The organism is Nitrospina sp. 32_T5, from assembly GCF_052156635.1.
Taxonomy (GTDB): Bacteria; Nitrospinota; Nitrospinia; order Nitrospinales; family Nitrospinaceae; genus Nitrospina.
This window is the reverse complement of sequence record NZ_JBQKUO010000005.1, coordinates 69896-82184: the sequence shown is the minus strand read 5'-3', so window position 1 is coordinate 82184 and position 12289 is coordinate 69896. Positions and strand designations below refer to the sequence as shown.

General features: G+C 57.3%; 13 protein-coding genes. 1 reads left to right on the top strand and 12 read right to left on the bottom strand.

The window, feature by feature from the left end; translation table 11 throughout:
- Positions 1-60: 60 nt before the first annotated feature.
- From ilvD to ACTRW9_RS13380, 9 genes are all read right to left on the bottom strand, one after another.
- The gene (gene ilvD, locus ACTRW9_RS13420; RefSeq protein ID WP_442427674.1) at positions 61-1752 is read right to left on the bottom strand and encodes a dihydroxy-acid dehydratase; all 1692 of its coding nucleotides are present in this window, start codon (positions 1750-1752) and stop codon (positions 61-63) included.
- 100 nt (positions 1753-1852) lie between these two features.
- On the bottom strand, positions 1853-3493 hold the full coding sequence (locus ACTRW9_RS13415) for a DUF4080 domain-containing protein (RefSeq protein ID WP_442429734.1): 1641 nt from the start codon (positions 3491-3493) through the stop codon (positions 1853-1855).
- A gap of 39 nt (positions 3494-3532) precedes the next feature.
- Positions 3533-4351: a bifunctional DNA-formamidopyrimidine glycosylase/DNA-(apurinic or apyrimidinic site) lyase gene (gene mutM, locus ACTRW9_RS13410; protein ID WP_442429733.1), complete on the bottom strand. Its 819-nt coding sequence runs from the start codon at positions 4349-4351 to the stop codon at positions 3533-3535.
- Positions 4352-4367: 16 nt separating this feature from the next.
- Positions 4368-4973, bottom strand: a complete 606-nt coding sequence (grpE, locus tag ACTRW9_RS13405; protein WP_442429732.1) for a nucleotide exchange factor GrpE — start codon at positions 4971-4973, stop codon at positions 4368-4370.
- Between the two features lie 16 nt (positions 4974-4989).
- Positions 4990-6024, bottom strand: coding sequence for a heat-inducible transcriptional repressor HrcA (gene hrcA / locus ACTRW9_RS13400; RefSeq protein WP_442429731.1), 1035 nt, complete (start codon positions 6022-6024; stop codon positions 4990-4992).
- Between the two features lie 154 nt (positions 6025-6178).
- Positions 6179-7063 carry an acetylglutamate kinase gene (gene argB, locus ACTRW9_RS13395; RefSeq protein ID WP_442429730.1) on the bottom strand — a complete coding sequence of 295 codons (885 nt, stop codon included), beginning with the start codon at positions 7061-7063 and terminating at the stop codon, positions 6179-6181.
- 11 nt (positions 7064-7074) lie between these two features.
- Positions 7075-8490, bottom strand: coding sequence for an ATP-dependent protease ATPase subunit HslU (gene hslU / locus ACTRW9_RS13390; RefSeq protein ID WP_442427680.1), 1416 nt, complete (start codon positions 8488-8490; stop codon positions 7075-7077).
- A gap of 3 nt (positions 8491-8493) precedes the next feature.
- The gene (gene hslV, locus ACTRW9_RS13385) at positions 8494-9033 is read right to left on the bottom strand and encodes an ATP-dependent protease subunit HslV (RefSeq protein ID WP_442429779.1); all 540 of its coding nucleotides are present in this window, start codon (positions 9031-9033) and stop codon (positions 8494-8496) included.
- 73 nt (positions 9034-9106) lie between these two features.
- Positions 9107-10051 (bottom strand): tyrosine recombinase XerC, encoded by a 945-nt coding sequence (locus ACTRW9_RS13380; protein WP_442429729.1) that lies wholly within the window; start codon positions 10049-10051, stop codon positions 9107-9109.
- A 200-nt stretch (positions 10052-10251) separates the two neighbouring features.
- On the opposite strand from ACTRW9_RS13380, the gene ACTRW9_RS13375 reads away from it, so the two are divergent.
- Positions 10252-10800: a hypothetical protein gene (locus ACTRW9_RS13375; protein ID WP_442429728.1), complete on the top strand. Its 549-nt coding sequence runs from the start codon at positions 10252-10254 to the stop codon at positions 10798-10800.
- A gap of 7 nt (positions 10801-10807) precedes the next feature.
- On the opposite strand, the gene ACTRW9_RS13370 is transcribed toward ACTRW9_RS13375, so the two are convergent.
- The 3 genes from ACTRW9_RS13370 to ACTRW9_RS13360 form a co-directional block, all read right to left on the bottom strand.
- Positions 10808-10969: a hypothetical protein gene (locus ACTRW9_RS13370; RefSeq protein WP_442427683.1), complete on the bottom strand. Its 162-nt coding sequence runs from the start codon at positions 10967-10969 to the stop codon at positions 10808-10810.
- Between the two features lie 70 nt (positions 10970-11039).
- Positions 11040-11549, bottom strand: a complete 510-nt coding sequence (locus ACTRW9_RS13365; protein WP_442427684.1) for a hypothetical protein — start codon at positions 11547-11549, stop codon at positions 11040-11042.
- A 185-nt stretch (positions 11550-11734) separates the two neighbouring features.
- Positions 11735-12073 (bottom strand): hypothetical protein, encoded by a 339-nt coding sequence (locus ACTRW9_RS13360; RefSeq protein WP_442427685.1) that lies wholly within the window; start codon positions 12071-12073, stop codon positions 11735-11737.
- Between the last annotated feature and the right edge of the window lie 216 nt (positions 12074-12289).

Below are 12289 nucleotides of genomic sequence, written 5' to 3'. Positions count from 1 at the left end.
TTTCTTTCCAACGAGAGCAAGAACGAGAACTTTTTACAGTGGGTATCGAATTAATACCGACTAATCCGTTACCGCACCTTTGGAGGACGAAGCAACCAATTTGGCGTACTTGGCAAGCACACCGGTCTGATATTTGACAGGTGGAGCCTTCCATTCAGCCTGCCGGGCTTGCATTTCCTCACTGCTCAAACTCACCTCAATGAGGTTGCGGTCGACGTCGAGCGTGATCGAGTCGCCTTCGCGGACCAGCGCAATCGGTCCGCCTTCCTGCGCTTCGGGTGCAATGTGTCCGACAACCAGTCCGAAAGTGCCTCCTGAAAACCGGCCGTCGGTGATCAAACCGACCTTATCACCCAAGCCTTTTCCGACAATCGCTGATGTCGGTGCCAGCATTTCACGCATGCCGGGTCCGCCTTTTGGCCCTTCATAGCGGATGACAATGATGTCTCCTTCTTTGATTTTATTTTCAATTATTGCATCCAGACACGCCTCTTCGCTGTCAAAAATGCGAGCCGGTCCGGTGAGGACGTGCGTCTTGATGCCCGAAACCTTGGCGACGGCTCCCTCCGGTGCGAGGTTGCCTTTCAAGATAACGAGGTGTCCTTCCTTCGCTTTGGGTTGGTCCAGGGGAAGGATGACATCCTGGTTCGCCGCCGGCTGGTCCGGTACGTCTTTCAGGTTTTCCGCGATCGTTTTGCCGGTGCAGGTCATGCAGTCGCCGTGAAGCAACCCTGCATTCAACAACATCTTCATGACCTGCGGAATGCCTCCGGCCCGATGAAGGTCAACCGTAACATACCGGCCGGATGGCTTCAAATCACAGAACAACGGCACGCGCTTGCGGATGGTTTCGAAGTCGTCGATTGAAAGCTTGAGGCCCGCGCTGTGCGCGATCGCCAGCAAATGGAGGACGGCGTTGGTCGAGCCGCCGACGGCCATGACCACGGTGATGGCGTTCTCCAGCGACTTCCGCGTGATGATATCGCGCGGCAGGATGTTGTTCCGGATCAGGTTCATCAACGCGATGCTGCTTTCGCGCGTGCTGTTTTCCTTTTCCTTGTCCTCATTGGACATGGTCGAACTGTACGGCATGCTCATGCCCATCGCCTCGAATGCCGACGACATCGTGTTGGCGGTGAACATGCCGCCGCACGACCCGTAACCGGGACACGCATTCTTTTCGATGTCGGTCAATTCGTCCTGGTCGATGGCCCCGGCGCTGAACTTGCCGACGGCTTCGAACGCGCTGACGACAGTCAGGTCCTGGTCACCGAGGTGGCCGGGTTTGATGGTGCCGCCATACACGAAGACCGCGGGGATGTTCAGGCGCGCCATGGCGATCATCGCGCCGGGCATGTTCTTGTCACAGCCGCCGATAGCGAGCACGCCGTCCATGGACGATCCCCGGCAGACGGTCTCGATGGAGTCGGCGATGACTTCGCGGCTGACCAGCGAGCATTTCATGCCTTCGGTGCCCATACTGATGCCGTCGCTGATGGTGATGGTGCCGAACATCTGCGCCATGCCGCCGTTGTTGTAAATCTCTGCAGAGGCAATGTCCGCCAGCTTGCCCAGTCCCGCATTGCAGGGGGTGATGTTGCTCTGCCCGTTGGCAATGCCCACGATCGGCTTCTCGAAATCTTCGTCCTTGAAGCCCACCGCGCGCAACATGGCGCGGTTGGGCGCACGGCGGTCGCCCTGGGTGATCGTTCGGCTGCGGGGATTGAGCGGGGTTTCACTGGCGTCTGACATGATCTTCTCCTTAGAGTCTCTCCAATTTGTTTATGAATAGGGTGAATTGACCGTCCATCATATAACGGCCGGGCTGGATTTGAAAACAAAAATGGCGGAATCAGCCTTCCACGCGGTGCACGGCGGGGCGGGTGAAGTAGCCCGCGCCCCTGGGCGCGTGCGCCACGGCGTAATACAAGGGGCTGCGGGAGGGCGAAAGACGGGCCTGCCAGCGGTCCACTTCGATCTCGTGCGAGAAGGGCACAAGCGGCGTCTTGCGGTCGCCGGACCAGGTGCGGAGCTTCGTCGATCCGTTTTCCGGCAAGCGCGCACGCAGAAATTCGGGAAGGTGAAACGTGCGCTGATGGTACAGGTAATCGAGTTTGAGCAAATCGAGCGCAAGGGGATCGTCCAGCAGACCGAAACACTCGGCGAGGAACAAATACTGCCGGTCGAGCGAGATGCCGCCGTGAAACCCGGTGTGCTTTTCGACGTGGGCCAGCAGGCGGTCGAACACGTCTATGGGTGAACGGTCGCGCAGGATGTGTTCCAGCGTGAAGCGGAAGCGTTGCGAGTTGTAGAACAGGTCGAACATCTCGGTGAAACGTTTCAGATAACTGAACTGTTCGGCGGATACAAGCCGGTTGGCGATCACTTCATACGGCGGCGTGGAGAGATACCGGTAGCCTTCTTTTTCTATCTGGTCCTTCACCGGCGCGCCGGGAAGGAACTTGAGGAATCCCAACTGCACCTCGTGCGGGCGCAGGGCGAACACTTCCTCGAACGATTCCATCATCTGTTCGTACGTCTCGCCGGGCAGGCCGAAGATCAGGTCGCAGTGCACGTGGACGCGGTCCTGCGCGATCAACTGTTTGATTGTGCCGAACAGTTTGTCGTTGTTCTGTTTTCTCTGGATGGTCTGCTGGACCGGGTCGGTGGCGGTCTGGATTCCGATCTCGAACTGGAACATGCCCGGCGGCACGGTGTCGAGAAACTCCAGCATGCCGTCGTTCAGGAGATCGCCCACCACTTCGAAATGAAACTCGACGTCGGGGAACTGTGTCAGCCACTGCATGAGGTCGCGCATCCGGCGCGGTTGCAGGTTGAAGGTTCGGTCGACAAACTTCACCTTGCCGACGCCCGCCTTCACGATGTCCTCGATCTGCTGGCGCACCGCGTTGTCGTCGAAATAGCGCACCGTCTTGTCCAAGGCCGACAGGCAGAACGAGCACAGGTACGGGCAACCGCGCGAAGTCTCGACATACGCGTAACGGTTCTGGAGGTGCGGCCAGTCTTCCTGCGTGTACGGTACGTGCAGATCCGGCAGGTCGCCGCCGTAAACCAGCCACCGATCCAGCACGTCCGGCGGCGGCGATTCGTTTTTCACGGCATAGCCGAGATACTCGACGAAACGCGCCTCACCTTCGCCGGAAAGGATGGTGTAGTCGTCACCGTGTGGCATCTCGAACGACACCTCCGGCCCGCCCAGAACAATTTTCAAATCGGGATTCTGTTTTTTCAGAACCTCAACCAGCTCGAAACATTGCCTGCGGTTCCAGATGTACACGCCGATGCCGAGGATGTCCGGTTTGTGTTTCTGGATCTCGGCGGCGATTTTCCAGGTGGGGTGGTGGATGGTGAACTCCTCGATCCACACGTTGGTGTAACCCGCACGGCGGGCGGCGTTCCGCAGGTAGCGCAGGCTGACCGCAGTGTGGATGAACTTCGCGTTGAGCGTGATGAGTCCGATCGAGGGTTGCATGGCCCCAAGGATAGCACCGAAGCCCGGGCGGGTTAAGCGTTATCTCCTTTGGCACGTTTTGCAGAAAAAGGTGGAGCGGCCGGAGTGGACGGTGCGCACGATGGGGGTGCCGCACTGCTTGCACGGCTGGCTTTCGCGTCCGTACACGGCGAGGTCCAGCGTGTAATAGCCCGGCGATCCATCGGTGCTGAAAAAATCGCGCAAGGTCGTCCCTCCGGAAGCGATGCTTTTCTCCAGTGTGATCCGCAGGGTGGCGAGCAGTGTTTCCCATTGTGGCAGGGTGAGTTTGTTGGCGGCGCGGTTGGGGTGGATCCCCGCGGCGTGCAGGGACTCGCAGGCGTAGATGTTGCCGATGCCCGCGAGGCGCGAGGCGTTCATGAGGAATCCCTTGATCGGCCCCTTGCAGGTGCGGGCACGTGCTTTCAGGTCCTTTGCTGTGGTGCCGGGGGCAAGGGGGTCGGGGCCGAGATGATCGATCAGCGGATGGCCCTTGCCGTCGGGCACCCACAGGATGCATCCGAAGCGGCGCGGATCGACGAAATGCAGGTAGATGTCCGGCTCGAAATGAAACACGGCGTGGTCGTGTTTGTGAATGGGGGTGAGCGACGGACCCTGCTCGACGCGCCCGCTCATGCCGAGGTGCCACAGCATGGCGCCGCCGGAAAAATGCAGTAACAGGTATTTGCCGATGCGGGTGATGTCACCCAGCACGGCGCCGGGGAGGTTTTTTGTCAGGAGTTCCGTCGGGATGGGAAAGCGCAGGTCCGGCCGGTAGAATTTCAGCGCGGCCAGGCGTTTTCCGGGGATGAGGGGCAACAGCGCCCGGCGCAGGGTTTCGACCTCCGGCAACTCGGGCATGGGATGGGGTCGCGCCTCAGGCGGGGGGGTCGGCGGGTTTGTCCCCGCTCGGTTTTTTGGCGGTGGCGACTTTCGCCGGAAGCAGGACGCGTCCGTTCATCTTGTAGCCGCGCACGTATTCCTCGATGACCGTATTCTCCTCGTGTTCGTGCGACTCGATCTGCGCCAGCACTTCGTGCACGGCGGGATCGAATTTTTCGCCGACGGCGGTGATGGGTTCGACTCTTTCCTTCTCGAAAATCGCTTCGAACTGCTTGGCGGTCATGCGCACGCCTTCCTTCAGGCTTTCCACGTTGGTGTCCGGCGCCTTGAGCGCGCGGTCGAGGTTGTCGAACACGGGAAGGAGGTCCTTGATGAGCCGCTGGTTGGCGAAGGCGATGGCGTCTTCCTTCTCCTTGGTCAGGCGGCGGCGGATGTTTTCCACGTCGGCGCGCATGCGGAGCACTTCGTTCCGCATCTCGGCGAGTTCCTCGTCCTTCCTTTTAAGAAGCGTCTCCGCGGAGTCTTCGTTCACCACTTCCGGTTCCGCCGGATCATTCGCGGCATCCGTTTGCGCGGCGTCTTCAGGGTCAATTTTGTTTTCCTCTTCAGATTTTTCGTAGGTGTCGCTTTTCTTGCTCATATTGCGGTTGGCACTCCTATTTATTTGTCAAAAACTCCGACACGTTGTCTGCGGTCGAGTTCACGATACCGATCATTTTCCGATAATCCATGCGCTTGGGACCGAACACGGCGAGCGTGCCCAGTTTTTCGTTGCCCATGCGGTAGTTCTGCGCGATGAGGCTGAACCCTTCCAGCTCCTCGTCCGGGTTTTCCTCGCCGATCAACACGGTGAGGCCGTCTTCCAGCATGCACTGGTCGAGCAGTTTGATGAGCTTTGCCTTCTCCTCGACGGTTTTCATGAGGCGCTTCATTTTCTCAACGTTTTCCGAGAACTCCGGCTGGTCGAGCAGGTTGATGAGGCCGTCGATCAGCAGTTCCGCGTTCTTCTCGTCGGGGAACATTTGCATCCACAGCTCGCTCGCCCTTTTCACCAGTTCGTTGTAGTGCTCCTTTTCGTTTTTCCTGCGGTGCTGGAGTTCCTGACGGATGGCTTTCAGCGATCGACCGCCGAACTCGCGGTTCAGGTAGTTGGACACCGCGTTCAACCGGTCCTGAGACAGGGCGTCACCGGTTTCGATGATCTTGTTCTGCAGCATGCCCATCTGCGACTCGAACACCGCCAGCAGTTTGCCGGAAGTGAGGTGGATGAACTGGATGTTCTTGAGCGCGAGGTCCCAGAAGCTGGGCACCATCACCAGCCCCGCCTGGTGCGAACAGGTGGACAGAAACGAACATGTCGACTCCAGAATCTGGTCCAGCGACTGGTTCTGGAGATCACGTGGGAACGCCGCCAACGGCGCGGAATTCTGGATCTGGATCTGCAACAGCTCGTTGACAAAAAACCGGTAGCCCTGGTCGGTGGGGACGCGTCCAGCAGACGTGTAAGGCTGGTGCAGGAACCCCATTTCCTCCAGATCCGCCATCACGTGGCGCACGGTGGCGGGGCTCAGGCGTTGCTCCAGGTTGCGCGAGATGGTGCCGGAGCCCACGGGTTCCGCGGTGGTGATGTAGTTGCTCACCGTCTCCATCAGAATGGTGCGCGATCTGTCGTCTATCCGGGTTGAGGGCATGGTTGCGATAAGGGCCTGATTTTTAGACTTTCAAATATTTAAAACTAGCAATGTCCACGGGGGATGTCAACCTTCCACAAGCAGGCGGGGATCGCGGAAACGCTTGCGGAATAGGAATTTACGGCGCCGAAGGGCGAAAGGAGCGGGGAGGGGCTTATTTGTCCACAATCTGGGTGCCGACGCCCTCTTTCGTGAAGATTTCGAGCAGAAGGGAGTGGCGCACGCGGCCGTCGATGATGTGGGTTTTTCCGACGCCCGCTTTCAATGCGTCGAGACAGCAGTTCACCTTGGGCAGCATGCCGTCCTTGATGACCTTGGACTTGATGAGGTCCTGCGCTTTTCTCCGGGTGAGATTGGGGATCAGTTTGCCGTTTTTGCCCTTCACCCCTTCGATGTCGGTCATGAGCAGGAGCTTTTCCGCTTTCAGCGCGGAGGCGACTTTCGACGCGACGATGTCCGCGTTGATGTTGAGCGTCTCGCCCTTGTCGCCCTGTCCGATCGGTGCGATGACGGGAATGAACCCGGCTTCGTCAATTTCCTGAAGAATGCGCACGTTCACCTGCGTGATCTCGCCCACCAGGCCGAGGTCGATGATCTCCGATTGATTGGTCTCAGGCGACTTTTTGACGTGCTTGTACCGTTTCGCCTGGATGAGGTTGCCATCCTTGCCGGTGATGCCCACCGCGTTGCCGTCGTGACTGTTGATGAGCGTCACGATGTCCTGGTTCACCTTGCCGCCCAGCACCATTTCCACCACGTCGATCATTTCCTTTGAAGTGATGCGGTGGCCGTCAATGAACTGCGACTCGATGCCGAACATCTCGAGGGTCTTGCCGATCTGCGGGCCGCCACCGTGCACGATGACGGGATTGATGCCGATGTATTTCATCATCACCACGTCCAGCGCGAACGTGTTCTTCAACTCCTCGGAGACCATGGCGTTGCCGCCGTACTTGATGACGAACGTTTTCCTGTAAAAATTTTTTATGTAAGGCAGGGCCTCGATCAGCATCTCGGCTTTGTTGATCAATGCTTCCATGTTTCGGTCCATTACAGGATGTAGCGGCTCAGGTCCTGGTCCTCGATGATGCCGCCCAGTTTATCTTTCACGCGAGAGCCTTCAATGGTCACGGTCTGTGCTTCCATTGTCGAGGCGTCGAACAACAGGTCTTCCAGCAGTTTTTCCATGACGGTCTGCAAACGCCGCGCGCCGATGTTCTCGGTGCGCTCGTTGACCTGCGCCGCCATCGATGCGATTTCCTGGATGGCGTCGTCGGTGAATTTGAGGTCGATGCCTTCGGTATTGAGCAACGCCGAGTACTGCTTGATGAGCGCATTGCCCGGTTCCGTGAGGATGAGCACGAAGTCCTTCTGCGTGAGCGACTCGAGCTCGACGCGGATGGGAAAGCGTCCCTGGAATTCCGGGATCAGGTCCGAAGGTTTCGACGAATGGAACGCGCCGGCTGAGATGAACAGGATGTGATCGGTCTTGACGATGCCGTACTTGGTGGACACCGATGCACCTTCAACGATGGGCAGCAGGTCGCGTTGAACCCCTTCCCGGGAAACGTCGGGACCGCCGCTCATGCCGGAACGTGCGGTGATCTTGTCGATTTCGTCGATGAACACGATGCCGCTCTGCTGGGCGCGCTCCACCGCTTCCTGGTTCACCTTGTCCTGATCGACTAATTTTTCTGCTTCTTCCTGCGTCAGTACCTTCAGTGCCTCCGGTACTTTCATTTTCTTGTGCGAGGATTTTTTCGGCATCAGGTTGCCCAGCATGTCCTTGATGTTGGAATCCATATCCTCCATGCCGGGCGGCGACATGATATCGACCATGTACGGCGACTTGGCCTGCACCTCGATCTCCACATCGCGATCATCGAATTTACCTTCATGCAGGTACCCGCGGAACTTCTCACGCGTCTGCTGGTACTGTTGCTGGCCGAGGTCGTCCAGTTCGTATTCCTTCTGGCCCGGGTGCCGCTGGCTGGGGTGCGGCGGCAATAGGATGTCGAGCAGGCGCTCTTCCGCCGCCTTCCGGGCTTCCTTTTGCACGTCCTCTTCCTGCTCCTGCCGCACCATGCTGCGGGTCAGTTCCACCAGGTCGCGTATCATCGATTCCACGTCACGGCCGACGTAGCCGACTTCGGTGTACTTCGACGCCTCGACTTTGATGAAGGGCGACTTCGACAGCTTCGCCAGCCGTCTTGCGATTTCCGTCTTGCCGACGCCGGTGGGGCCGATCATGAGGATGTTTTTCGGGGCGACTTCCTCGCGCAGTTCCGGGTCCAACTGCTGACGCCGCCAGCGGTTGCGGAGCGCCACGGCGACGGCGCGCTTGGCTTTTTCCTGGCCGACGATGAACCGGTTGAGTTCGTGCACGATGGCTTTCGGCGTGAGTGCCGCCATAAACGTTTCCCGTTCTTTAACGGTTTTCGGGGTCTGGGTCGAGAGATCCGCCATCGTTCACAACTCCTCGATGGTGAGATGATCGTTGGTGTAGATGCAGACATCCTGCGCAATTTTCATGGCCTCTTCCACGATCTGCCGGGCATTCAGGCCGGAGTGACGCGCCAGCGCTTTCGCGGCCGACTGCGCAAACATGCCCCCGGAACCGATGGCGATGATGCCGTCGTCCGGCTCAATCACGTCGCCCGTGCCGGAAATGAGGAAGCTGTTGTTCTGGTCCGCAACCAGCAACATCGCTTCCAACCGCCGCAGGAGTTTGTCCGTGCGCCAGTCCTTGGCCAGTTCCACCGCAGCGCGCGACAGATTGCCGTTGTATTTTTCCAGTTTTTCCTCGAAACGCGCGAACAGGGCGAACGCATCGGCTGTGCCCCCGGCAAACCCGGCGATGATCTTGTTGTTATACATCCGGCGGACCTTTTGTGCCGAGTGCTTCATCACCGTCGGGCCAAGAGTCACCTGCCCGTCGCCGCCCATCGCCACCTGTCCCTGGTGGCGGACGGATAATATTGTCGTTCCGTGTGGAGTGTGGGATTCCATGTTGACCGGGTATTGAAAACGGGTTGGCAATGCGGTTTCCAACGGTTTCCTGAGAAACCGTCCTGCATTTTTATCATGGTTTGGGCGAATTGGCATCCAATTGTTGAGCCCGTGGGTGGGATTTGTCGTACGTCTCCATGAGCCGGTCGATGGTCAGGTGTGTGTATTTCTGTGTGGTGGAGAGACTGGCATGCCCCAGCATTTCCTGAATGGAACGCAGATCCGCCCCGCCTTCGAGCAAATGTGTGGCGAAGGAATGGCGCAGGGAATGGGGTGACACCCCTTTCGAAAAGGCCGGTCCCAGGTAGCGGTGGAGGATCTTGCGCACCCCGCGAACCGTCACCGCTCCACCGCGGGTGTTGAGGAACAGTTGCGCGGGAGGCAGCTCCGGTTTTTTCTTTGCAAGCAGCATCTGCCGTTCTTTCATGTAGGAGCGGACCGCCTCTATGGCTTTCCGTCCGAGCGGCAGAACGCGTTCTTTTTTTCCCTTGCCAAGCACGTTCACCCGGCGCTCGTCGAGGTGAATGGAGTCGAGTGTGAGCCCGGTCAACTCGCTGATGCGCATGCCGGTGCTGTAGAACAACTCCAGCATGGCGCGGTCGCGTATGCCGAGAAACCCTTCCTTTGCGGGAAGCTCCAGCAGGCGAAACATCTCGTCCACCGTGAGGTAGGTGGGAAGCGCATTCTTTTTTCGGGGCGCCGGGATGGTTTTCACGACGTTGGTTTTGATATGATTCTCCCGGCACAGAAACTGGAAAAAGCTGCGGAGCGATGACAGTTTGCGGTTCATGGTGCTGCCGGTGCAGGATTGCTCATAAAGGTAAGCGAGGTACGAACGCACCGCCAGCCGGTCGATCTGGTGGATGTCGATCGCCCCGTCTGCGGTGCAGGCATGCCCAGTTTGGCGCAAGAACCCCGCGAACTGGTCGAGGTCTTTCAGGTAGCCCGTAACGGTATTGGGCGAGGCATTTTTCTCCGCCACCAGGTGGGTGCGGAAGGATTGGATCAGGTTGTCCATGGTTTGGTCATAGTTTTCAATAGTATACACTGTATCCCCGGAGACGGGGGAAGTCAAGGCGGCGGTCTTCGTCCTTGCAGGGAGACATCATGTGGGGTCGTTTGCGCGGGTGTGTGCAGGAAATTTTTAAAAACATTCAGAAAAAAACTCATCTAATATGTAATTCGCAATCCAACCAAGAAAAGGCAATCGGTATGCTTATGAGTCCAGAAGAAGAACAGAAGGCACGCGAGAACCTGCGCATCCTCTCCGAGTTGCGGGAGAAAACGGAACTGCTTTCCGAGCACGTGGAGAACCGCAAGCGGGCGTTGGAAGAAGAGATCGAAGAAAGCCTCCATGAAGCCATTTCCAACGCACGCGACAGCCTGGAGAAGATTTCCGAAAACATCGAACCCAAATTGCAGAACACCATTCAACAGCGGCTGGATGTTTTGCGCCAGCAAATGGATGAGTGGAAGTACGATGCGCGTGAAATGGTTAAAGACGAGGTTGGCAAGCAGGCCGACGCGTTGAACCAGAAACTGTTGGACGCACAGGACGCCCGTATTCAGCAAAAGGTGGATGCCATCCGTGAAGACATGCAGGCGAAGATGGAAGAAACCTTGAAAGCCGAGGTCGCCTCCCAAATCGATGCCGTGAAGAAGGAAACGGACGATAAGCTGGCGGGCCTCAAGACGCTTGCGCTGACCGGGGTCGGCCTGGGGGCGGCGGCTCTCGTTGCGGCGGCAGCGGCGTGGCTGGTGCGTTGACGACGGATCAGGTGATCAGCCAGAACAACAGGAACAGGGCCAGTGACGTCAGGATCACCTGATAGGTGAAGCTGAAACCGGGCCCTGTGAACAGAATTCCCACAGTCATTACGCACAGAATGACAAAGCCCAGGATCAACCGGGTTTTTTCGGATAACTTTTGTTTCATGAAAACGGATTGTAGCGGAGTGTGGTCTGGAAGGAAAGAAAAACGGTGCAAGGGAGCCTTGCTTTCCTCCTCAATAAAATAGCTTCTTGATTTCCTCAACCAGAAAGATGTCGTCGATTTCCGACATCACGTCCTTGTATTCGATCGGTTGATCGTCTTCCTTCAGCGATATGCCGAGCTCGGATTCGTTGCCACCAAACCGTGGATACGATTCCAGGTATTCGCGGATGTCATCCAGCTCAAACGCTTCCTTGATTTCCTCAACAAAGTCGTTGCGCAAATGGCTGAGATCCTCAATTTTTTCGAGAGCTTTCTGGTAATTGTTCTGGATGGCGAGCAGATATCCCTGATGGATTTCCGTGTTTCCGGAAAGGGGTGATTCGACTGCCTCGTCCTCACCGGTTTCCCCGGCGTTGTAAAGAAACTCGACTTTCGCTTCCGCCTGTTTGAGGGCCAGTATCAGCGAATAAAACTTTTCACCGATGAGGAAAGAAAGCCCGTCGTACGCGCCCAGTTCTTCCGCCATGTCCACGGCGGTTCGGCAGTAATCCCGAATCTGATGATAGTCCAGCGATTCCATCGCAAATCCTCCCCGGGAAGGGGTTAAATCCTCTACTTATATTTTCGGCAATATTTCCGGAAAACTCAACAATTATTGTGGGACGGGTGCCATCGTCTGAAAAGAGGTTTCCGGCCGATGCGGATAAAAAAAGCGCCCCCGGCCTTCCGCCGGGAGCGCTGCAATAGGGCGATTTCCTACACTTTTCAAAACTTGGAATTGCACTGTTTCTCCAGGTCGGCATTCACGATAAAGCCACACTGGCTTTGTTCCTTGTTCACCACGGCGTAGCAATAAGCCTGCTTGTCCCGGCTTCTGATGAGCGAACAATAATAGGAACTGTGATTTTTATTCTGGTAACGGTTTTCCTTTTCTTCCGCTGTGAGCTTTTTCTCGATTTCAAAGGCCCGGCAGAGGTTCTTTTCGTCCAAATCATTGACAGCGGCACAGGGGTCGGGTTCCGCTTTCGGGTCGGCAAAGGCCACGGAGGGAACCCCCACCGCCAGAGCCGCTACAAGCATCCACAGCCAGAGTTTCTGGTTCATTCTCATCGTTGTCTCCTCGTCAGTTGAATCCACAAAGATGAATATCACTGGGCGGATAACCCCCCAGGTGAAAGCTATGGAACGGGGCTCTGGTTTGCATCAATGCCCCCGGCCAGACCCACCAAAATGATTTGGAAAATCCATTGAAAGGCCTTCTGCCGTTACGCCAAAAACCTACCACGGTTAGGTGGTTTATGCAATATGCAGGGCTCGTGG